Source organism: Bacillus sp. ISL-18 (assembly GCF_018613415.1).
Classification (GTDB): Bacteria; Bacillota; Bacilli; order Bacillales; family Cytobacillaceae; genus Neobacillus.
The window spans coordinates 43,656-67,638 of the sequence record NZ_JAGGQG010000014.1; the positions used below are offsets into that span (position 1 = coordinate 43,656).

At 40.4% G+C, this 23,983-nt stretch carries 17 protein-coding genes; 8 read left to right on the forward strand and 9 right to left on the reverse strand.

Annotated features, from left to right (window positions below):
• The first annotated feature begins 98 nt into the window (after positions 1-98).
• Both nagE and J7E81_RS20835 read left to right on the forward strand, forming a co-directional pair.
• Complete coding sequence (gene nagE / locus J7E81_RS20830; RefSeq protein WP_215045374.1) at positions 99-1,985, forward strand: N-acetylglucosamine-specific PTS transporter subunit IIBC; 1,887 nt, start codon at positions 99-101, stop codon at positions 1,983-1,985.
• Between the two features lie 108 nt (positions 1,986-2,093).
• On the forward strand, positions 2,094-2,879 hold the full coding sequence (locus tag J7E81_RS20835; protein ID WP_308162249.1) for an SDR family oxidoreductase: 786 nt from the start codon (positions 2,094-2,096) through the stop codon (positions 2,877-2,879).
• A 79-nt stretch (positions 2,880-2,958) separates the two neighbouring features.
• Here J7E81_RS20835 and J7E81_RS20840 read toward each other — a convergent pair whose 3' ends face one another.
• The 4 genes from J7E81_RS20840 to J7E81_RS20855 form a co-directional block, all read right to left on the reverse strand.
• Positions 2,959-4,167, reverse strand: coding sequence for a SpoIIE family protein phosphatase (locus J7E81_RS20840; RefSeq protein ID WP_215045376.1), 1,209 nt, complete (start codon positions 4,165-4,167; stop codon positions 2,959-2,961).
• Positions 4,167-5,012: an alpha/beta fold hydrolase gene (locus J7E81_RS20845; protein WP_215045377.1), complete on the reverse strand. Its 846-nt coding sequence runs from the start codon at positions 5,010-5,012 to the stop codon at positions 4,167-4,169. The genes J7E81_RS20840 and J7E81_RS20845 overlap by 1 nt, the downstream gene beginning before the upstream one ends.
• 223 nt (positions 5,013-5,235) lie before the next feature.
• Positions 5,236-6,312, reverse strand: a complete 1,077-nt coding sequence (locus J7E81_RS20850) for a Gfo/Idh/MocA family protein (RefSeq protein ID WP_215045615.1) — start codon at positions 6,310-6,312, stop codon at positions 5,236-5,238.
• A 93-nt stretch (positions 6,313-6,405) separates the two neighbouring features.
• Positions 6,406-7,395: a glycoside hydrolase family 43 protein gene (locus J7E81_RS20855; protein ID WP_215045378.1), complete on the reverse strand. Its 990-nt coding sequence runs from the start codon at positions 7,393-7,395 to the stop codon at positions 6,406-6,408.
• 197 nt (positions 7,396-7,592) lie between these two features.
• Between J7E81_RS20855 and J7E81_RS20860 the strand changes: the two genes are divergently transcribed.
• On the forward strand, positions 7,593-8,441 hold the full coding sequence (locus J7E81_RS20860) for an NAD-dependent epimerase/dehydratase family protein (protein ID WP_215045379.1): 849 nt from the start codon (positions 7,593-7,595) through the stop codon (positions 8,439-8,441).
• Positions 8,442-8,481: 40 nt separating this feature from the next.
• A complete protein-coding gene (locus tag J7E81_RS20865; RefSeq protein ID WP_215045380.1) occupies positions 8,482-9,321 on the forward strand; it encodes an aldo/keto reductase in 840 nt (279 codons plus the stop codon).
• 72 nt (positions 9,322-9,393) lie between these two features.
• Here J7E81_RS20865 and J7E81_RS20870 read toward each other — a convergent pair whose 3' ends face one another.
• The gene (locus J7E81_RS20870; RefSeq protein ID WP_251028784.1) at positions 9,394-10,776 is read right to left on the reverse strand and encodes a L,D-transpeptidase family protein; all 1,383 of its coding nucleotides are present in this window, start codon (positions 10,774-10,776) and stop codon (positions 9,394-9,396) included.
• Positions 10,777-11,051: 275 nt separating this feature from the next.
• Entirely contained in the window at positions 11,052-12,257 is a 1,206-nt protein-coding gene (locus J7E81_RS20875) for a nitrate/nitrite transporter (protein WP_215045381.1), read from the reverse strand.
• 345 nt (positions 12,258-12,602) lie between these two features.
• On the opposite strand from J7E81_RS20875, the gene nirB reads away from it, so the two are divergent.
• The 3 genes from nirB to J7E81_RS20890 all read left to right on the forward strand — a co-directional run bounded on the left by nirB (position 12,603) and on the right by J7E81_RS20890 (position 17,334).
• A complete protein-coding gene (gene nirB, locus J7E81_RS20880) occupies positions 12,603-14,696 on the forward strand; it encodes a nitrite reductase large subunit NirB (protein WP_215045382.1) in 2,094 nt (697 codons plus the stop codon).
• Complete coding sequence (nasC, locus tag J7E81_RS20885; RefSeq protein ID WP_215045383.1) at positions 14,693-16,840, forward strand: assimilatory nitrate reductase catalytic subunit NasC; 2,148 nt, start codon at positions 14,693-14,695, stop codon at positions 16,838-16,840. Before nirB ends, nasC begins: the two co-directional genes overlap by 4 nt.
• A gap of 86 nt (positions 16,841-16,926) precedes the next feature.
• A complete protein-coding gene (locus J7E81_RS20890) occupies positions 16,927-17,334 on the forward strand; it encodes a DUF1259 domain-containing protein (RefSeq protein ID WP_215045384.1) in 408 nt (135 codons plus the stop codon).
• A 108-nt stretch (positions 17,335-17,442) separates the two neighbouring features.
• Here J7E81_RS20890 and J7E81_RS20895 read toward each other — a convergent pair whose 3' ends face one another.
• A complete protein-coding gene (locus J7E81_RS20895) occupies positions 17,443-19,743 on the reverse strand; it encodes a glycoside hydrolase family 2 protein (protein WP_215045385.1) in 2,301 nt (766 codons plus the stop codon).
• 152 nt (positions 19,744-19,895) lie between these two features.
• On the opposite strand from J7E81_RS20895, the gene J7E81_RS20900 reads away from it, so the two are divergent.
• A complete protein-coding gene (locus tag J7E81_RS20900) occupies positions 19,896-21,125 on the forward strand; it encodes an AraC family transcriptional regulator (RefSeq protein ID WP_215045386.1) in 1,230 nt (409 codons plus the stop codon).
• Between the two features lie 79 nt (positions 21,126-21,204).
• On the opposite strand, the gene nspC is transcribed toward J7E81_RS20900, so the two are convergent.
• A complete protein-coding gene (gene nspC / locus J7E81_RS20905; RefSeq protein WP_215045387.1) occupies positions 21,205-22,332 on the reverse strand; it encodes a carboxynorspermidine decarboxylase in 1,128 nt (375 codons plus the stop codon).
• Position 22,333: 1 nt separating this feature from the next.
• A complete protein-coding gene (locus J7E81_RS20910) occupies positions 22,334-23,572 on the reverse strand; it encodes a saccharopine dehydrogenase family protein (RefSeq protein ID WP_215045388.1) in 1,239 nt (412 codons plus the stop codon).
• Between the last annotated feature and the right edge of the window lie 411 nt (positions 23,573-23,983).

The following is a 23,983-nucleotide window of genomic DNA, read 5'->3' on the forward strand; positions in this document are numbered from 1 at the left end:
ATTTCAACTCTATTGGTATAGACAACTATAATAGTTGGATGGTATGATGGTCCCTGTGATATAAAAACGCTTACACATAAAAAGAGGAGAGATGCATCATGTTAGGATTTTTACAGCGAATTGGGAAAGCATTAATGCTTCCAATCGCCGTTTTACCAGCTGCTGGTCTGTTATTACGTTTTGGTCAGCCGGATTTGCTGAATATCCCATTTATTGCAAATGCGGGTAATGCCGTTTTTGCAAACTTAGCTTTAATTTTTGCCATTGGTGTCGCCATGGGGTTTGCAAAGGATAGTAATGGGGCAGCCGCATTATCAGGGGCGATTGGTTACTTGGTTTTAACCCAAGGAACAGTAGCCATTGATAAGGATATTAATATGGGTGTTCTTGGAGGAATTCTTACTGGAATTATTTCCGGACTATTATACAACCGTTTTCATGATATCAAATTGCCTGAATGGTTAGGTTTCTTTAGTGGAAGACGATTCGTTCCGATTATTACCTCGGTAACAATGGTCATTATTGCTGGTGTTGCTGGATTTATCTGGCCGCCGATTCAAGATGCGATAAATGGGGTCGGTAACTGGATCATTGGTTTAGGGGCACTTGGAGCAGGTATCTTTGGGATTTTAAACCGTCTGTTAATCCCGCTTGGTCTTCACCATGTTTTAAACAGTTTGTTTTGGTTTCAATTTGGGACATTCCAAGGTAAATCAGGAGATATTGCCCGCTTCTTTGCTGGTGACCCAACAGCTGGAACCTATATGACAGGCTTCTTCCCTATTATGATGTTTGGATTGCCTGGGGCAGCGCTTGCCATCATTGCCGCTGCTAAGAAGGAAAAAAGAAAAGCGATTACTGGTATGTTTATTGGGGTTGCACTCACCTCATTCATTACAGGTATTACCGAACCAATTGAATTTTCCTTTATGTTTATTGCACCGCTGCTGTACGGAATTCATGCCTTATTAACAGGCCTTTCATTTGTCATCGTAACTTTGTTGGGAATTAAGGACGGCTTTACCTTCTCAGCCGGGGCGATTGACTATATTTTAAACTTTAATATTGCGCAAAAACCGCTGCTTTTATTACTAGTTGGATTGATTTACGGAGTGGTTTATTTTCTTGTTTTTTATGGTGTCATTAAAGCGTTTAATATTAAAACTCCAGGCCGTGAAGACGAAGAAGAAGAATCAGAAGAAAAAGAAACGATTGAATCCGTTGCTGGAGCAACTAAATACGAAACGATGGCTTATCATTTTATCAATGATATTGGCGGTAAGGAAAATATTACAAATATTGATAACTGTGCCACACGTCTTCGTTTAAATGTTAAGGACATGGATCAAGTAAGAGATTCTTCGTTAAAATCGCACGGTGCAAAGGGTGTTATGAAATTAAACAAAACAAACCTGCAAATCATCGTCGGGACGGAAGTTGAATTTGTAGCAGATGCGATGAAGAGATTGGATACAAGGTCAGGAAGTATTCCTTCTGAGCAAGCTGTAATGGCTGAAACTCAAAACTGCCTGCCGTTAAGTGAACAAGATTTTGTGATGCCGATGGAAGGTGAAATTATTCCGATCACGGAAGTGGAGGATCAAGTATTTTCACAAAAAATGATGGGAGACGGATTTGCGATTATTCCTGCCAAGGGTTCTGTGGTTTCTCCTGTTGATGGGGAAGTGATCAATGTCTTCCCAACGAAACATGCAATCGGCCTTAAATCGAAACAGGGATATGAGATATTGATTCATATTGGTATGGATACAGTAAATTTAAAAGGGGAAGGATTTACTGTCCTTGTGAAGGATGGCGATTCAGTCTCAAAAGGGCAAGAAATTATAAAATTTGATTTAGATAAGATTAAGCAATCAGTACCGTCGACCGTTTCTCCTGTTGTTTTTACAAACTTAACGAAATTAAACATTAAGAAGCAGGGGAAAGTTTCACAGGGCGAAAAGGGTATTATTTCAATCGAGTAGGACAGCAGGACATTTGGACCATTTCTTAACTAGATGTGTTTCTCCCGTTTTAAAACCTTGAGGATGGTTATAGTACAAATACATCATCAATTAAGGAGGCTTTATTACGTGGAGAAACTACTTCAAAATCAAGTTGCTTTTGTTACAGGGGCTGGATCAGGGATCGGCAGAGCAGCTGCTATTAAGCTAGCGCAAAATGGAGGCAAGATTGCCTTAGTCGATTTGCATAAGGAAAATGTAGAAGAGGTGAAACAGCAAATTGAAGAAATGGGCAGTGAGGCACTTGTCTTAGAAGCCAATGTTTCTCATCCAGAGGAGGTAGAGGAATGTTACAAAAGAACGGTTGACCAGTGGGGAAGACTTGATGTTGTTTTTGCGAATGCTGGTATTAACGGAGAGGTTGCTCCAATCGAGGATTTGAACCCGGAAGATTGGGACCTGACTATTTCTAATAATTTAACAAGTACCTTTCTAACTGTTAAATATGCCATTCCTCATTTAAAGTCTAATGGCGGCAGTATCATTATTACGAGTTCAATCAATGGGAACAGAGTATATAAAAACTTTGGTATGTCTGCATATAGCACATCTAAAATCGGCCAGATGGGCTTTGGGAAAATGGCAGCACTCGAGCTCGCTAATTATAAGATTAGAGTTAACATGATCTGTCCAGGAGCAATAGATACGAATATCAATGAGAATACATGGAAAGAAAAAGAGAATTTAAAAAAGGTTGAAATACCTGTTGAATATCCGCAAGGCAGCCAGCCGCTAGAACATAAAGCAGGAACATCCGAACAAGTCGCCGACCTCGTCCTATTCCTAGCCTCCAGCCAATCAAGCCACATCACCGGAAGCGAAGTCTATATCGACGGGGCAGAATCCTTATTATAATATGGGTGCCTGACACCATAAAAAGACAAACACACAAAAATGTCCACGTAGAGTGGACATTTTTTGGTTTTGTTGTTGATTATTTTAAGTCAATGAGAATAAAGCTTTTATCATCGCTCTTATGATAGACATTTTTTTCGTGGTTTAGGGACTGTAAAATTTTTTCTTTTAGTTCTACTAAAGGTAATGAGCCTGTTTCCTTTAATAATGGAGCTAAGTGGTCTGATGCAAGGGGATCAACACCATCAGTGTAAAGGAGCAATCTGCTCCCCTTTTTGAAGGTGAATGTATTTTTCTTAAATTCTATACCCTCAAAGGTTCCAAGTGGCGGGGCTGTAGAAAATAATTCAGATTGATTTCCGTCAGAGTCCTGCCATAAAGCAGGCGGATGGCCTGCATTGATGTACTCTATTATTTGTTTATCTGTATCAATTGAAAGAAGGATAGCAGTAGAATAATGCCTAGCCTCCTCATTGTTCTCAAATAATTTGTGAAGGTGGCGATCCAGCTCTTTCATCACAATATCAACCGCAACTCCTGCTGATAGTAATCTTTGAAACAGAGAATGAAGAGTCATCGTAATTAAAGCGGAAGAAATCCCGTGGCCCATCACATCAAGCAGAATAATTCCATAGTGATGCTGGTCTATTTGATAAATCCCATAGATGTCACCGGATAATTCGCTAGAGGCATTATAGAATACTTCCATTTCTACCTTTTCATTGTTAATCGGGTTAGTTAATGAAGTTTCCTGAATGATTCTAGCAAGCTCCAACTCTTTCTTTGTTTCTATTTTATATTTGTGATTTTGTTTATTCAGTTCCAGCAGTTCTTCTTTTTGCTTTTCCAGCTTTTTAAGAGTAGCCTCTAATTCTGCATTCGCTTGATCCTTTGCCTTTAATGCCGCTTCCGTTTCCTTTTTTGCTAGCAGCAATTCATTTTCATATTCGCTTCTTTTGCGCATGGGAATCAGAATACATTCCAATATCGTTATCTCATTTCTCTTTTTTTGGAGAGCGTTGATCAGAACAGGGATTTCGTCTCCTTTACTAGATACGAGTGAAATATACATTTCCTCGACATGTTGTTCTAGTTTTATGAGCGGGAAAAAGTAGAATTGAAAGAACAGACGGGCAGGAACGGTGAGAATAGAATTGACATGCTGTCCTATTAATGGATTATGGGTGTAATCAAGTATCTTAAGTAATGTGTGGTTAATGGATAAAATAAGACCATCTTCTGATAGAGTTAGAAATCCACAAGGTGCATGATCGAGTTGTTCGTCCATTAAGTAGTAACACCTCTAACCACAAGGCTGCCTGCTGTGGAAGCTTCCTTCAGGTATTGATGGATGAGGCGGATGGTCTCCTCAGGATGACTCATATGCGGGCAATGGCCTGTTGCCTCCATTATTTTCAGCATACTAGCAGGAATTTGCTGATGAACATACTCTCCCACTGCTGCTGGAGCGATAATATCATTTGAGCATTGTAAAATAAGTGAGGGTACCGTTACTTTTTTTAAATCGTCGCGGTTGTCTGCGAAAAAGGCAGCCTCTGCAAATTGACGGGCAATAATTGGGTCAGTGGAGCAAAACCGTTCTTCCAGCTGAAGTTTAACCTCCGGCCGTTCCGGATTATTTGTTACCGTCTGTGCAAATATATTCGCCCAGCCTATGTAATTTTTCTCCATCATATCAATTAAGCCTAACAGCTCCTCCTTTTGAAAGCCCCCAAAATAATGCGGAGGGTCATTTAGATAACATGGAGAAGGGCCAATCATAACAAGATGAGAGAAGTACTCAGGATGCTTCAATGATGCCAGTACACCAATCATACCCCCAACAGAGTGTCCCACAAATACAGTTTCTTTTAGATCTAAGGCTGAACAAATGTCCAGTACATCTTGTGCATAGCCTTGAAGACTACTATATTTTTTTGAGTCATAAGCACGAATGTCTGAACGCCCCGAACCTACATAATCAAATAAAATGACTTGGTAATCTTTACTGAATGCGTCGGCAACCGACTTCCATACTGTTTGATCACAGCCAAAGCCCGGAGAAAAAATAATCGACTGTCTGCCATGGCCTTTGACCTTTACATTATTCCGAACGAGAATATCTTGATCCATCCTGATGCTCCTTTCTAGTATTATATTTATATCATAACACTTACTTCCTAAGATTGGCATTTTCTCTTCTAGTACTTAGGACCCCACTTTAAACATTAAATTTGCGGAACCATTGGGATTTCTTCTCTCTTTTCAAGGCCAAAGTGCTTAAAGGGGGAAATGTACTAAAATCCTGCTAATGTGTATAGGAGTGTTTTCGGCAAAGTTGTATCCCCAATTTAGCTTATTCAGCCCAGGGTTGACGTACGGTCCTTACGATCTCGGAAGAACGAATCGCCTTTTCCATCATAATGCTAAGGTACTGATCCTGTGACGCCTCAGTCAGGCTATAAAAACTAGGGCCACCCGCTAGGTATTCCCCCATTTTTTTCAAGCATGAAGCGATAGCTATTTCATCATCATAAAGCCTTGCCGGTAAAAAAGGATTGCGATACACCCATTGTTCTCCAGCTAAGATTCCATCAAGATAGTATCCTTCCTGGTTTTCTTCCTCCCCTTTGTTGATGCGCTTAAATTCCAAGTGAACAGGAGTAGAATAGTCGGCCAATACCGTTAAACGGTTATCGAAAATTTCCCCGCGGTCTCCACGAACCGATAAGTGGTTGGAGCGAATCCATGAACGATGCTGATCCTTAGTAAAATCATAGATGCCTAACTTCCGATCAAATTCAAGCCAAACTAAGTCACGTTCAGCCGTAATGACTTTTTCCTCTTTAGGAGCCCCGCCGCGGTCAGGACCTGCGATGATTGGAGCTTCAAATCTCATTCCTCTAATCGTTGCGGCTTCAAAGCCAACGCCCAGCATTTTTCTTAGTAAGCTTATCCCATGGTAAAAGTGAGAAATAGAAACGGTGGCTTGTGTGACGTTCCCTAGTCTTCCCGACTGAATCATAGAAAGTCTGGCTGCTTGGATGGGATGTAAATGATATTGCTCAGCAACTTGTATTTTAGCCCCTTTATAAGTAAGCTTCTCATGCAGCGATAATAACCCCTCTATTGAAGATGCCGGCGGGGTTTCCGCCAATGCAGGGATACCCATTTCTCCTAATTGAAGTAAATATTCAGGAATGGCCGATCCACTAACAGATACGACCACGAAATCAGGATTTTCATTTTCCAAAAGGTGAGTTAAAGTCCGATAGGTTGAGACATTCCATTTTTGTTCTAACCATTTTCCTTTAGCACCATCCCTTACCACCATCCCGCTAACACGAAATAAATCAGGAAGAGCCTGGGCAATTCTCAAATAGTATTGTGCTCGAAAACTAGCGCCGCCAATAATACTAAACGTAATCACTATTCATTTCCTCCAATCCCGTTATGTAATAAAGGCCAACTCTAAGAGATGGCCGTTACTACTCATAAAAATTTTCAGTTGTGGGTTTTCCCATTTTTATTCATTTTCATTATAGGGGTCAATCGTTTGGATGGTCCCATTCTCGTTATACTTTAGTTCTGTGTATTTTACACAGCGCTGGTGGTCTACTCCATTTGATAAAGAACTATCATGATAAAATAAATACCACTTATCACCAAATGGCACAATCGAATGATGGGTTGTCCAGCCTATTACAGGAGTAAGGATTGTCCCTTTAAAAACAAATGGACCTTGTGGACTTTTACTCATAGCATACGCGATGGTATGTGTAGTTCCAGTAGAATAAGAGAGATAATAATTTTCGTTGTACTTATGGACCCATGGGCCTTCAAAGTATCTCCTTTTCTCATCTCCAGCAAGGATTGGATTCCCTTCTTCATCCACAATGGAAATCTGTTGTGGCTTTTCCTTAAAAGTCAGCATATCTTCCGTTAATTCCGCTATCATCGGCCCTAAAGCAGGTTCTGACTCAGCGGGACCATCCCCATCAGCAAGAAAAGTATCCGTCCGCCATTTTTCTAATTGTCCACCCCAGAGTCCGCCGAAATACATATATGCCTTTTGATCATCATCCACTAAAACGGCGGGATCAATGCTAAAACTGCCTGGTATGTAAGTTTCTTCTGGTGTGAAAGGGCCAGCAGGATGTAAGCTAGTAGCAACTCCTATTCTGAAAATATCTTCGTGATCTTTGGCAGGGAAAAATAAATAATATTTATTGTTTTTATAGGCAGCATCGGGTGCCCATAACTGTTTCTTTGCCCATGGTACATCCTTCACGTGAAGAACTTCTCCGTGGTCTACACAAGGAGAGTTAAAATCCTCGATGGACAGGACATGATAATCTTCCATTGCATAGTGTTCCCCGTCTTGGGTTAGAGGTCCCTCATGACTAAGGTCATGGGAAGGATAGATATAAATTTTACCATCAAATACATGGGCAGAAGGATCGGCTGTATAGATATGTTCCACTAAAGGTTTATTGGGTTTTACGGTTTTTGCCATCTTTTAATCTCCTTACTATTTTAAGATTTTACTAGTTTTTTAGACATGAAAGCAGCACAAGTTGGGAAGCGTTTTATAGAGAACAAATCATAAACAAAATACTTGAAAATAAAACGCTTTGTAATATACTTAGTTTATGCAAACAACAAACAAATGTCAATCGCTGAATAGTGAGTTGTTGGAAAGGAGGAATAGACATGAAAAAAGTAGTAATAACAGGTGGAAGCGGGCTCCTGGGACGGGACGTCATAAAAGAATTTCTGGACCATGGGTATGAGGTTGTCAATGCTGATAGGATATATCCTAAAGAACAGCTTTGTCGGACCGTTATTACCGATTTAACGAAACTAGGTGAGGTATATGGAGTATTAGCTGGTGCGGATGCTGTCATTCATCTTGCAGCTATCCCAGTTGCTTACTCGCATCCAAATGAAGTGACCTTCCAAAACAATGTCATGTCCACCTATAACATTTTAGAAGCTGCAGGGAATTTAGGAATTAAAAAAGCTGTCATTTCTTCAAGTGAGTCGTCCTATGGTATTTGTTTTTCCAAGCAGGATCTTCAGCCTCAATATGTACCGATTGATGAGGATCATCCACAATTGCCGGAAGAAAGCTATGGATTATCCAAGATTGTGAATGAAAAAACAGCCGATATGATTCACCGGAGAACAGGCATGCAGGTGGTGTCATTCAGATTAGGAAACGTCATTTCTCCAGAAATGTATAAAAATTTCCCTGGCTTTATCCATGATCCTGAACAACGAAAAACCATTCTTTGGAGTTATATTGATACAAGAGATGCAGCGACGGCTTACCGGTTGGCCATTGAGACAGACGGACTCGGTTCAGTTGCCCTTAATATTGGTGCGGATGAAACCAGTATGGACATTGAAAGCAAACAATTAATGGAAATTTGCTATCCAGCTGTTAAGGATTTCCGAAATGATTTAGCAGGTTTCGCCCCATTATTAAACAATGAGAAGGCAAAAAGACTGTTGAAATGGCAGCCTGTTCATCAGTGGAGAAATTACGTGAAGCATTAGTATTCGAAAATATTAATAGTTTGTGAAGGAGAGAGAATCCATGATTACTAGTCTAAAAAGTACGGTGACATTACATAATGGTGTCAAAATGCCATGGGTAGGCTTAGGTGTTTTTTTAGTAAAAGACGGAGAAGAAGTGGTCAAATCCGTTAAAGCAGCTCTTGAGGCTGGCTATCGAAGCATTGACACAGCTGCAATTTATAAAAATGAAGAAGGTGTCGGCAAGGCGATTGCTGAATCAAACGTTCCCCGTGAGGAGCTCTTTATTACCACGAAGATTTGGAATGCTGATCAAGGATATGAAGAGACATTAAAAGCATTTGATGTCAGTATGGAAAAGCTAGGGTTGGATTATTTAGACCTTCTTCTCATTCACTGGCCGCTTCCATCCCATGGGAAATACGTGGATACATGGAGAGCGCTTGAAAAACTCTATAAAGATGGACGCGTCCGGGCCATTGGCGTAAGTAACTTTAAGGTCCATCACCTTCAAGATATTTTAGCAAATTGTGAAATTAAACCAATGGTCAATCAGGTAGAATACCATCCACGGTTTAATCAAAGGGAATTGCATGATTTTTGTAAGAAGAATGAAATACAGCTCGAAGCATGGTCACCTTTAATGCAAGGGGGGCTTCTAGACGAGCCTGTGTTAGTTGAAATTGCCAAAAAGTATAATAAATCCACGGCTCAAGTCATTATTCGCTGGGATATTCAAACTGGAGTAATCACTATTCCAAAGTCAGTTAAACCTCACCGAATTGCTGAAAATGCGGATGTCTTCGATTTCGAACTTTCACAAGAAGATATGGATAAAATAAACGCCTTAAATCAGGATAAACGTATGTTTGCGGATCCTGACGAGTTTAGTAGAGTATAAAAGTAATAGATATCTAAAAGGAGGCTTATCTACTAGCGATGAGCCTCCTTTAAGTTAATTTACATATTTGGTTTAGTAAACGACAACTGGTTCATTTTTACTAAGATTGTCATACACAACTTTCATTACACTAGATGGAGTGTTGACACAGCCGCCAGATCCTGCGGTTAGATAAGCAGTACTTGCCCAGTTTCTTCGCCAGCTGGCATCATGGAACCCGCACCCACTAAGGGTAAAGGGTGCCCAATATTGAACCTTAACAGAATAATTTGCATTACCCACTTCACTTCCCTGAAGGATGGATGGCGTTTCTTTATACATAACATACCATACTCCTGTCGGTGTATCTTCATGGGTATTATGTCTGCCGGTAACCACATTGGAGGTAAAGGTTAATTTCCCATTCTTATAAAGCCAAATACGCTGTTCAGCAATTGACACTTCAGCATAAGTATGACCAATGCCATCATTACTTTTAGCATTATAGCCTGTACCGTAAGTACTCCAGCCAACACCATAAATATGATCCGCTTCAAGTGACTTTTTCCCAGTTTCAAAAGCTTCCTGAACCCGCTTTGTTTCTTTTGTGACATTTATGGCCCAGCCATAAGATTGTCCTTTAACTGTTATCACTGAACCTGAATGGGTTTTAAAATGGAAATTTTTATTTAACGTGGATTGGGAGTCATTAATTTTATTCAGCTTATCTTTTATGCCATCAGATTCGATTGTGACTTGCATCTCTTTTGTCACCGATGCATTTCTTATTAAATCACTGCCTGTTAAAGAATAGACCTTGTCCTGCACTTTATAATCAACGGTTCGTTGAACAAGTTCCTGCAGCATTGTCATTTCTTTTTTTATAATGGGACTGTCCGCTTTGATGGGCTGCAGGTATTCAGGTTTCAAATGGACTTCACTTGTATATTCCTGTTTTTGATAATTTTTTACTAATTGAGCAACATCATATTGTTTCCCAGCAACGCTTTTTGAGACAATAATTTTGCCTTGCTCTAAACGGGCTTCAGCATCTTTCGGGGCTAATAAGTTCTTATTCATGGAAAGAAGCTTAGCCTCTACTAGCTTTTTCAATGTTTGGCTGCGATACTGGTCCATTTTTCCTGGCTGTAGTGAAAAGTTCTTTTCCTTTGAGGAGGGCCAAAACGTCTGTTGGCTTTTTAACAATTTCTTTACACTAGGTAAATCGTTACTGGTAAATTCCATTTTTGTATCTTTTCCGTCAAAAATTCGATTTTCTCCGATAAAGACATCATTTTTTAATACAGTGGATTTTAATTTTTTTAATGCTTTATCAGCAGTCAATCCGCCCACCTTAGTGTGATTGATCATGACATGCGCATTGAACCTGGTTGACTGGTGGTAGTACATCCCAGCTAATACTAGCGCAATGATCACAATAAGACTGCTTCCAATGATGACTTTAACTTTATGCAAGACCTTCACCTCAAGGATAATTGAAAGATTCCTAATATTAAAATTATTCCAATTAAAAATCTAGTAATCTAGTAGAGTATTTATTACTATTTCAATTATACCAAAATAATACCAAAATTTCACTTAGATGTTAGTCCTTATATTTACAAAATGTAGATAAATAGAAGGACAAAGTATCGCTAATCTGAATAATAGGCCAGTTTAAGTTTACCGGTATAAAGATAGGTAAGTAGAATCCTGCAATCGTAGTGGCTAGATCCCAAAATAGTAGCAGCTTAGAGTTGTCTAGAGACCTCCTTGGATGTCCATGCTTTTTGCCAAGATTGCTTAGCAAGTAATACAATCACCAAACCAGCTAAACCAATTCCCGCGTACACCATAAAACCTGGTGTGTAGGTTCCTGTTATTTGTTTAAGTGTGCCGAGGATATTAGGAACAAAGAACCCGCCAATTCCTCCGGCTGCTCCCACAATCCCGGTAACCATGCCTATTTCCGCTTGGAATCTTTGCGGTATCAATTGAAAGACGGCTCCATTTCCCATTCCGAGAAAAAGCATTCCGAAAAACAATAACGTCGTGACAAGCGGGAGAGGTGGAAGCTGACTTACACCGAACATGCATAGAGCTACGGCAATAAATAAAATAGTCAAGAGACGAATACCGCCAATTCGATCAGCAATCGACCCGCCCACAGGACGGAAAAAACTTCCGGCTGCCACACACAGTGTAACAAAATCCCCAGCACTAACCTTTGATAATTGATATTGGTCAACAAAAAAGATGCTTAAAAAGCTTGATAACCCAACAAATCCACCAAAGGTCACACTGTAAAGCAGGCAGAAATACCAGGTATCCTTCTGTTTAAAAATAGTGAAATATCCGGCTGGCTTCTTAGCTGAAGGCTGTAGGGGTGCATCTTTTGCCATAACGATATAAAGAATAAAGACGATCAAAAGAGGAATGATTGCTAATCCAATCACATTATGCCAGCCAATCTTTTCTGCAAGACGCGGACCGAATAGCGTGGCGAACAGGGTTCCGCTGTTACCGGCACCTGCAATCCCCATCGCTAATCCTTGTAAATGAGGAGGATACCAGCGGCTTGCCATTGGAATGGCTGCAGCAAAGCTTGCCCCTGCGACACCAAGAAGAATCCCTATTAAATAGAGCTCAGTTAATGTTGTGCCAAATAACCATGCCCAAACGAGAGGTACCATCGTGACAAGCATCCCAATAATGGCTGTCTTTTTTGGCCCAATTCGATCTGTCAGTAGGCCGAGGATTAAGCGAAAGAAGGAACCACTAAGAATAGGAACCCCTACAATGAAGCCTTTTTGTGCAGGAGTTAGACCGAAGTCTTTCGTAATAAAAACGCCAAGCGCACCCAAAATTACCCAAATCATAAAACTGACATCAAAATATAAAAATGACGCAACTAATGACGGTGTATGACCACTTTTTCTTAGCTCTGATAACTTCATAAAATACTTCTCCTCCTTTTAGTTCGGTAAATAGTTATCCAATACTTTCACTTCCTATTACCAGCCGACATTGGTTTTTTTTGAAAAGACAACTTTCCCAAGCAACAGTATGAATGAGAACAGATTCACTTTATTTTTCATTTTGGGCCTCCTGCTTTTTAATTTTTTGCATGTTGTTAGAATAGTCTGCCAATATTCTTTTGTCATGATTTATGTAAGGTCCTCTAACATAGAAACTTTTGTGTAAGGAGATATGACATGATTGATTTCTAATTCGTTCTTTTATGAAATAATAAACGGTATTCATGAACATGGCAGGTACTCTTACAATGCTGGAGGTTTGTTATGAAAAAGCAAAAACTGGTCTTAATAGGCAACGGGATGGCAGGTGTACGTTGTATGGAGGAGATCCTAACGATCTGTCCCGATGGTTTTGATATGACGATTTTTGGCAGTGAGCCACATGTGAACTACAATCGGATCCTTTTGTCGACGGTGCTGCAAGGCGGCACAACCCTTGAGGAGATTACCCTAAATGATCGTAATTGGTATGAAAGGCACCAAATTAAACTATTTACAGGGGAAACAGTTGTAAAAATTGATACGGTAAAACAGGTGGTTATTACCGATAAAAGCCAAGAGATTTCCTACGATCGCCTCATCATAGCGACTGGATCAGTTCCCTTTCTTCCTTCTATTCCAGGTGCGGATAAAAAAGGGGTTACGGCCTTCCGAACGATAGAAGACTGTCAGACGATCATGGCAACAGCGAAGCATTTTAGAAAAGCAGCGGTCATTGGAGGAGGTTTGTTAGGACTCGAGGCGGCAAGAGGGCTCCTCAACCTTGGAATGGATGTGAGTGTGGTCCACATTGGAAGTTATTTATTAGAACGACAATTAGATCATACGGCAGCGAGGATGGTTCAAGTTGATTTGGAGAATCAAGGAATGAAGTTTCTTTTTGAAAAACACACGCAGGAAATTACCGGAGATAACCGGGCAGAAGGGCTGGTTTTTAAAGACGGGACCATGATTGATACGGATCTGGTGGTGATGGCAGCGGGGGTTAGACCGAATGTCCAATTAGCCAGAGAAAGTGGAATTGAAACGAATCGAGCCATCCTCGTGAATGATTTTTTACAAACAAGCGCAGAGAATGTTTACGCTGTCGGAGAATGTGTTGAACATCGCGGCCGTGTTTATGGACTTGTAAAGCCTTTATATGAACAAGGGAAAATAGCAGCCAAACATATCTGCGGTATCGGGGACCAAGGCTATAAAGGTTCTGTTCTTTCTACACAATTAAAAATTTCAGGGATAGAGGTGTTTTCTGCAGGAAAGTTTCATGAGGACTCCTTGTCGAAGTCTATTAAACTATACGATGAGGTCAATCGAATCTATAAAAAATTGGTCTTTCAAGATCATAAATTGATTGGTGCTGTTCTTTTTGGAGATACAAGGGAGCGGACGAGATTGCTCGATATGATTGCCAGCCAGCAGGAAGTGTCTGACCAAGAAAAAATGGCTTTATTGCAATCAGCAAGAGAGACCAGTTATTCAGTTGCTGCCATGCCTCATAGCGAACTAGTTTGTAACTGTAATGGGGTGACAAAGGGAGCAATAGTGGAAGCAGTTCAACAAAAAGGATTGACCACCGTTGACCAAGTGAAAAAATGCACGAAAGCATCCGGCTCCTGCGGTGGCTGTAAATCGGTAGTTACGGAACTAGTTTCCTATCTAAAGAGCGATGAGTGTACTGAAATCAGCAAAAAAAAATCGATGTGTCCCTGTACCTCCCTAACAGAGGATGAAGTCGTACAGGAGCTGCTGCAGCTCGGCATCACTACCTTCATAGAAGCAATAGAGAAGCTGAATTGGAATACCAACAATGGCTGCAGCATTTGTCGTCCTGCCATCAACTATTACTTAGGAATGATTTATCCGGAAAATGGCAGAGAACAAGGCATTGACAGGATCATCACGTGTATAGAGGAATACAATTGCCAATGTGATAAACAACGATCCCTGAAATTAGCGGCTGCCTTTAAAAAGGGATTAGAGTTTTTAGCCATGCCATGCCTGTTAAAGCTAGGTGTCTCCACCTGTATGCATAACGGAGCGGGCTCTACAATAAAAGATATTGGCGTCATTGGAACGGGATTAGGCTGGGAAATTTATGCGGGAGGCAGCAGCGGAAGATTGATTCAAGCAGGCGAATTATTGGCGGTTGTCCCGACTGATAAAGAAGCTGTCCAAATCATTAGGGGGCTGATTCAATATTATCGGGAATCAGCTCATTACCAGGAGCAAATAGGGCAGTGGCTTGAACGAATGGGCTTAATTCATGTCAGGGAAGTATTGTTCGACCAAGAGCTTCGTCAGGAATTACTAGAGCGCTTAGATGAAGAACTATCAGTAGGAAAAGGTGAGGAATTGTGACGGAATTGATGCTAAAGTATTTCCGTAAAAAGCAACAGGAAGTACAAACGGAAAAAATATATGATACACAATGTCCCTTTTGTAGTATGCAGTGTAAAATGCAATTGATCGAACAGTCGATTGTTTCACGAAAGCAATATAAAACAGTTGGAATAGATAATCCGACCACCCATGGCCGTGTATGTGTCAAAGGCCTGAATGCCTACCAGCATGCGTTTCATAAGGAACGATTAAAATACCCGATGTTAAAAGTAAATGGAGAATTTGTTCGAATTACGTGGGAACAAGCATTGGAACAGATTAAAGACCAGTTTACTAGAATACAAGACGAAGACGGACTTAATGCCTTAGCGGTGTATGGGAGTGCATCGATTACGAACGAAGAAGCGTATTTACTTGGTAAATTTGCCCGAGTGGCTTTAAAGACGAAGTATATCGATTATAATGGCCGGTTATGTATGTCGGCCGCTGCTTCAGCCGCTAGTCAAACCTTCGGGATGGACAGAGGATTGACCAATAGTCTCGCTGAAATTCCATATACCCGCTGCATTATTTTAGCCGGAACGAATATCGCGGAATGCCAGCCAACAATCATGCCCTATTTTGAAAAAGCAAAAGAAAATGGGGCATTTATTATTGCGATCGATCCACGGGAAACATCGACTACGAAACTAGCAGACTTACATTTAAAAGTGAAACCAGGAACCGATGCAGCATTAGCAAACGGGCTGTTGAAGGTGATCATCGAAGAAAATTACATGGATGAACAATTTATTCAAGAACGTGCGAATGGCTTTGATGAGGTTGCAGAGTATGTAAGGTCAATAAAGTTAGCGGAAATCGAAGAAATTACAGGAGTCTCGATAAACCAAATTCGCAAAGCGGCCATTACATTTGGCAAAGAAGAAACAGGAATGATTTTTACCGCGAGAGGAGTCGAGCAGCAAACAGATGGAGCAGCCGCGGTCCGTAACTTCCTTAATATCCTTGTAGCTACTGGCAAGCTGGGCAAGCTGCATTGCGGTTTTGGGGCGATTACCGGACAAGGGAACGGTCAAGGGGCGAGAGAGCACGGCCAAAAAGCTGACCAGCTCCCAGGGTACCGGTTGATTGAAAACGAAGCACATCGAACACAAATAGCCAATGTTTGGGGAATCCATCCAGAGGATTTACCCGGAAAAGGCGTCTCGGCCTATGAAATGATGGAGAAAATCGATGAGAGAGAAATTACGGGGATGTTTTTAATGTGCTCCAATCCAGTTGTCTCCAATCCAAATGCTCATTTTGTTAAGAATGCATTGAAAAAGTTAAAATTTCTTGTCGCGGTCGATTTATTTATTTCAGAAACAGCCAAACTAGCGGATCTCATTCTGCCCACTTCCTCCTACTTAGAGGATGCAGGGACCATGACGAATGTGGAGGGGAGGGTAACGTTACGGGAAGCGAGCTGCCCATGTCCGGGTGAAGTGAAGCATGATTGGCAAATCATTGTGGAGATTGCCCGAGTAATGGGGAAAGAAAAGTACTTTTCTTTTTCATCTGCTGAAGAAATTTTTAATGAATTGCGATTGGCTAGCCGAGGGGGAATCGCGGATTATTACGGGATTACCTATGAAAGGCTGCGAAAGGAAGGCGGCATTTTGTGGCCATGTCCTGAACTTGACCATAAAGGGACCACGAGGCTGTTTGAAACGTCCTTTGCTCATCCTGATGGCAAGGCTGTGATGGTTGTAGTTCCCAACAAATCTGTTGTTCCAAAGGAAGAGGTGTGCAGCGAGTATCCCTTGTATTTGACAACAGGAAGAGTTATGTCTCATTACTTAACGGGAGTTCAAACAAGGAGAAGTCCTGCATTAGCTGCTAGAAATATTGAATCCTATATGGAAATTCATCCGACAACGGCAAGGAAATACCAAATTGTAGACCATTCCTTAGTTAAAATTGAATCTCGACGAGGCAGTATAATCGTTCGAAGCAAATACACGGAGGAGATTCGTCCGGATACCATCTTTGTTCCATTTCATTGGGCAGACTCCCAAAATGTGAATAATCTTGTCGGAGAAGAATTGGACCCTGTCTGCAGGATGCCTGGTTTTAAATTAAGTGCTGTTAAGGTAAAACCAGTAAATGATGTCAACATCTGATGTCATACGTTGAAAACGATGTCCATGGAGTACTTAATAACCCTGTCTAAACATAGACTTAGATGTGTATATGAAGGGGGGATTAGGTGAATAACATCAAGCAGCTAGGAGAACAATTTGCCCAAATCCTAAATGGAAAAGCCGAGCTAAAGCATAATGGCTGTTCTGTTTCACTAAAGCGCAGTTTTAATGTACTTATTCAAGGACGTCCTAGTCATTCCATTTTACCAGTAGGAATTTCTTTTGAGTCTTTGGATGTGAATGGGAATGCCTTAAACTTGGGAGAAATAACATTACTTGAAGAGGAGATTCCAGGATTCATGAAATCCAGTGTGGAACAAGGGCTCATTGTGGGAGCATTGCATAATCACTGGATCTATACACAACCACATCTGATGTACATTCATATACAATCGGTGGAGCCGCCCCTTGTTTTTGCTAGGAAAGTTGCAAAGGCATTTACAACATTAATCAGCTACCCGATTCAAGAATAAAGAGCAGCACCATTTAAAAGGGAAGTGTTTTGATTATTAACGTTAATCAAAAGTAAACAAAGGGACGGTTCTTCTGCTTCTTTGGAAGCAGGAGAACCGTCCCTTTGCTTATTTCTTAACTTTCGTCAATTCTTTATTTAAGGTGTACATCATTTTCTCGGTAAATTGTTCTGGTGCCATGGAGGCGATGAAGTCGATTTGCATTCCTGCTGCCATTCCGTACATTGGATGTTCAGTGAAGTTGCCTAAGTATTTTTCTAGGATTGCCTTTGTTTCTTCATTTTCCATTAATGCCTTGAAGGTATCACGAGTAGAGTAGACATCATCGGTGATGTTAATTTCTTCTATCTCGACATCTTCCATTTCCGGCATTTGGAACCAGTTTCCGACCACTCCGCCTGTATCTTCTTCTGGCGCTTCATAGCTTGGATTTGGCTCTGCTGTTTTCATGAATCGAGCTGTATCCTCAAGAGTCATGCCGTCTTGGTTAGAAGTAACCTTGATTTCAGTGATTCCTTCTGCTAACCCCACGTTTTCAAAAACAAATACATGATTGTCACTTGTTTTCGTTTCAATCTCTTTGCCATTTGCATACAGAGTTAGTTCAACACAGTTTGAATAAGCCTTGATGGTAATATGCTCATCTGCTCTGTCAATGTAGCGCTTGCTCGTGATATGAACAAATTTCTCATCAGACCAGTTCGCTTTATACATGTAGAAGGCGTCTTTCTTAATTCTGCGGTCATAAGTGATCAACCCTTTGTTGTTTCTGCCCTGTACGCCGCCTTCGTCACGGATATTGGCCCCAAAATCAAACATATTCCATACATACGTTGACCATAGGTATGGACGTTTTGAGAAAATCCCCCATACTATTTCATGATAAAGAGCATGATATTCCTCTGAATAATCCTTTACCTGTGGAGTATTGGTGTGATATTGCAGGATTCCTTCTGCCCCGTATTCAGAGATACCTAGAGGCACCTGCGGGTTGGTTTGATGGAAACCGTCTAACCAATCAGCGAAATCCTCCGCTTTTCCTTGATACCAGCCGTAATACTTATTATAGCCGACAACATCCGTCACATAATTGTATTCATCCTTATCAGGTACAAACATAACATTTGCCATGGTCGTTAAACGAGTGGGGTCTTCTTTTTTCGTGAGCTTATTTAATTCATTGACGAGTCTTCTCAGTTCAGGCCGTTCTCCGCTGATTTGAATTTCATTTTGGATACCCCAGAACATAATCGATGGATGGTTGAAGTTTTGACGAATTAATTCAGTCATTTGCTGCTTAGCATTGATTCCCTCTAACTCATGTTTTGACATAACCGAGATAAAGGGAATCTCCGCCCAAATGACCATGCCCTCCTGATCACAAAGTTCATAGAAGAACTGATCATGCTGATAGTGGGCTAAACGGATCGATGTGGCGCCGACCTCTTTAATTAGTTCCATATCTTCTAAGTGCTCTTTTTTCGTAATTGCCCAGCCCATGTCTTTGCGGTCTTGGTGCCTAGATACACCATTTAATCGAAGTGATTCTCCATTTAAAAAGAAACCTTTCTCCGGGTCAACATGGAAGTATCTCACTCCAAATGGGATCGTTAGTTCATCAACAGTATCGTTAAAGCTGACTAGTGAGATCTTCGTTTCATAAAGATAGGGGTTCTTTCTTCCATTCCATAATGAAGGGTTTTCAATCGTAACAGGAATCGCTACTTCTGTTGTTTCACCTGCTGCTAGAAAAACTTCCTTGGCCCCGTAGGCTACATTTTTACCATTAGCATCTAAGATATCTGCCCAAACTCTTACTTTTTTTTCAACATCAAGGTCATTAACCACCTTAGATTTAATGGTTAAAACAGCTCTCTCATTTGAAATATTCTCTTGAACAATATAGACACCTTTGGAACCATAATCGAGTAAATCAAAGTGAATTGAATTTGCAATCACAAGATTGACATCGCGATAGAGCCCGCCATAGAAAGTGAAATCGGCCATCTGTGGATACACATCATCGACAACGGTATTATCAACTTTGACGGAGAGTGTATTCTTTTTTCCAAACTCGACGGCATTTGTAATGTCAAAGCGGAAAATTGAGTAACCGCCGCGATGTTGTCCAAGATGTTGTCCATTCACATATACATCCGTAATACTATTTGAGCCATTAAACTCAATATATACTCTATTTCCTTGTTCTAATGCATCTACTAAAAATTCTTTTCGATACCAGCAGGCACCTTTATAATAATCAAAGCCATTGGCACCATCGATGGCATTCCAGGTGTGAGGAACCTGAACCTCCTGCCAATTATCTGTATTAACGTTTACTGCACTTGCATTCTCTTCATCTTGTCTAATAAATTTCCAATTAGCATTAATATTTAAGACCTTTCTCATTTAGCTTCCTCCTAAATATCGTTTCAACCAAATTCATTATAGTATACGCTTTCGATAGATAATCATACAAAATTGACTTTATTAGCATAAATATTGCGTTTTTTCTTTTGAAAGGTTTTAATAGTGGAAATAGATTAGGGAGGATAAGAAAGATGAGTCTATCGATAGAAATCACTAAAAAAGGAAAGCTTCTTCATTCGATTACTTATTTAGATGTAAAGATTGTTGACCACGAGGGGAAGATCATCTTTCAAAAATCGCAAATCCAAACACCCTTGCTCCTGCAGCCCTTCGCTAATGATGATCCAACAATGAATGAAAAGTTAATGAAAGCAGAGAACGGACAGTATTTTCATTATATAAATAGCATTGGGCTTGAATATTTAGCAACTGGGCTTTGGAGTAATAATCACTATCAGGGTTTTATTGTTTTGGGTCCATTTTTATCAAGTATTCCTTCCAATGAGCTGATTAGTGACCTTATTTCAGCACATAAATTCCCAATTAGTGAGCGGAAACAGCTTCAAGATTATTATCAATCACTTTCAATTATTGGCAGTAACAAGTCTACCTATCTGGGGGACCTACTGGTTAACATATGTCAACATTCCTATATTGAGGGTAAATTAGTGAACACGGAAGTTCGTAAGTCAGCGGAAAAGGTTGAAAAAGTTCTTTACGAAGAAGATAAAAATTTGATTGAGGAGCGATATAAAGAGGAAAAGAAATTAATGAGGGCGATAGAAAAAGGTGATATGGAGGAAATCGGCAAGTTATCAAAGGAAGTTAAGGGGATGATGGACTTTTCAGACCGTATTCCCGAGAGTCCCTTTCGTTCGGCTAAAAACCTACTTTTTGTCTTAAATACGATATGCCGGATTTCAGCTGAAAAGGGCGGCCTGCAGCCCCTTGTTGTCCACTATGTGTCAGAAAAGTTTGCAATCCTTATTGAAAGAGCCCCAAATCTTCCATACTTAAAAATATTAGCATTCGATATGATAAACGAATATGGCGGTCTCGTTCAAAAACACTCGAACAAGGATTTCAGCATGATTGTAAAAAAGGCAGTCAATTATATTCATTCAAATCTTGAACAAACATTAACCCTTAAAGAAATTGCAGCCAGCATCCATGTCCATCCTTCTCACTTATCCCGCAAATTCAAGCAGGATACAGGCAAAAGTATCATTGACTACGTAAATCAAAAAAGAGTCGAGGAAGCCATGCTCCATCTACAAACCGGAACTGCAGCAGTTACAGATATCGCCTTAATTGTCGGATACAATGACTTAAATTATTTTACGAGAGTATTTAAGAAAGTCACTGGACAAACCCCATCAGAATATAAAAAAACAGAGGGACGGTTCTCTTGCTTCCATTGAATGAAGCAGGGGACTGTCTCTCTGCTTGCTTTTGCTTATAAAAAAGAAGCAAGAGAACCGTCCCCTTGCTTCTAATCTATTAAGCTAATCTCATTTTAAAGTCTTGATAGCCGAATTCGCGAACGATTTCACAATCACCATCTGGTTTTTTTACGGCGATAGCTGGTAATGGCATACCGTTAAAGGTTGTGTTTTTTACCATCGTATAGATGGCCATATCGCCAAAGACTAATCGGTCCCCGCTCTTTAAGGGTTCATCAAAGGAATAGTCACCGATGACATCGCCTGTTAAGCAAGTTTGCCCGCCAAGTCGATACGTGTATGGTTTTTCGCCTGCTTCACCTGATCCAACTAGTGGAGGACGGTAAGGCATTTCCAAGACATCCGGCATATGGCAGGTTGCAGAAGTGTCAAGAATAGCGATATCCATTCGGTTTTGATGTAAATCCAGCACAGAGGTAATGAGATAACCGGCATTAAGAGCAACGGCCTCTCCTGGCTCAAGATATACTTCTAATCCATATTTATCTTGCATTCTCTTAATACAAGCCTCAAGTCGAGGGATATCGTAATCTTCTCTTGTAATATGATGACCGCCGCCGAAATTGATCCATTCCATTTGCGGAAGCCACTCTCCGAATCGTTCTTCCACTGCATTTAGAGTGGTTTCTAAATCATCAGAGTTTTGCTGGCAAAGGGTGTGAAAGTGAAGACCGGATACACCCTCAAGCAGCTCAGGGCGAAAATGGTCTCTAATGACACCGAATCTGGAACCTGGTGAACATGGATCGTAAATGGCATGTCCAATTTGCGTAGAGCATTCCGGATTGATCCGTAAGCCCACTTTTCTGCCAGCTTTTAAAGCCTTATCTTTAAATTTTTCTAACTGTGAGAAGGAATTAAAGATAATATGATCACAAATCGAGATAATTTCATCTATTTCATCGTCACGATAGGCAGGGGCAAAGACATGATTTTCTTTGCCCATTTCCTCGTAACCAAGACGTGCTTCGAATAATCCACTTGCTGTGGTACCACTTAAATATTTTCCAATGAGGGGATACATTGTTGTCATAGAAAATGCCTTCTGGGCCAAAACAATCTTAGCACCTGTACGCTCAATCACACCGTTCAGGATTTTCAGGTTTTTTTCAACCAGACTTTCGTCTACGACATAACATGGTGTTGGTAAATCTTCAAACCGCATTTTATTTAATTAGCTCCGCTTCTTTTTTCTCAGCAGGCTCATCATCAACAAGAACTGGATTAAAGTCTTCTACCCATGGAAGTCCCCATTTGTTTAACTCTTCCATGAATGGATCAGGATCAAATTGTTCAATATTATAAACTCCAGCTTTGTTCCATTTACCAGTTAGGATCATTGCTGCACCGATCATCGCAGGAACCCCAGTTGTATAAGAGATGGCTTGTGAGCCTACTTCTCTATAGCACTCTTGGTGGTCACAAACGTTGTAAACATAGTAAGTTTTGTCTTTTCCATCTTTTTTTCCTCTGAAAATACAGCCGATGTTTGTTTTACCCACTGTACGAGGTCCAAGGGAAGCTGGGTCTGGCAATACAGCCTTAAGGAATTGAAGTGGAATAATTTGCTTTCCTTCAAATTCAATTGGCTCGATTGATGTCATTCCAACATTCTCAAGAGCTCTTAAGTGTGTAAGGTAGCTTTGACCGAATGTCATGAAGAAACGGATTCGCTTAATTCCTGGGATGTTTTGAGCAAGAGATTCAAGCTCTTCATGATAAAGCAAATACATATCTTTTTGGCCAACTTCAGCAAAGTCATAAACTCGCTTGATTTCCATTGGCTCCGTTTCAATCCATTCGCCATTTTCCCAGTAACGTCCATTAGCAGAAACTTCACGAATATTGATTTCAGGGTTGAAGTTTGTAGCGAAAGGATAGCCATGGTCGCCGCCGTTACAGTCAAGAATGTCGATATATTCAATTTCATCAAAATAATGTTTTAGAGCGTAAGCAGAGAATACGCCTGTTACACCAGGGTCAAAGCCGCTGCCTAATAGTGCTGTAATGCCAGCTTTTTCAAAGCGCTCGCGGTAATCCCACTGCCATTTGTATTCGAATTTTGCAGTATCTTCTGGCTCATAGTTTGCTGTATCCATATAGTGTGTCTTTGTTGCAAGGCAAGCATCCATAATCGTTAAATCTTGGTACGGTAATGCTAAGTTCATGACGATATCTGGTTTTACTTCATTAATTAACGCGATTAACTCATCTACATTATCTGCATTCACTTGTGCAGTTGTAATTTTTGTTTTGCCGCCATCAAGTTTGGCCTTTAATTCATCACATTTTGATTTTGTACGGCTTGCTATACAAATCTCTTCAAATACTTCGTTGTTTTGAACACATTTGTGGATGGCAACAGATGCTACGCCGCCAGCCCCGATAATAAGCGCTTTTCCCATTTTCCTATCTCCTAACCTAATAAATTTTTTAGCACAACTAAATTCCGTAACAACAAAAAAAGCAAGTGCAAAACGCAGGAATTAATTGCGCACAACACTTGCTTTGATATATTCAATATTAAAAATCAAGTATATCCATGACAAAAGGTCATATCTATACTCTACCAAGTCATCAAACATTTTGGCAGAAAGCTTTTTAATATTTAACATATATCATTTTAGGATCAGAGTCTATATAGCAAATAATCACTTTTACCACTCTTATTGACCGTTTCACAAGTTGTGTGCATGTGCACTGGTTGTAAAGTAACCAACTTATAAAATTTGAGCTTTTAACTCAATCAATAAGGCAACCAAAGTTGCCAATCGGCAGTTGACCCGGCTGTCCGTATGGCCTTAACTTCCAAAGAA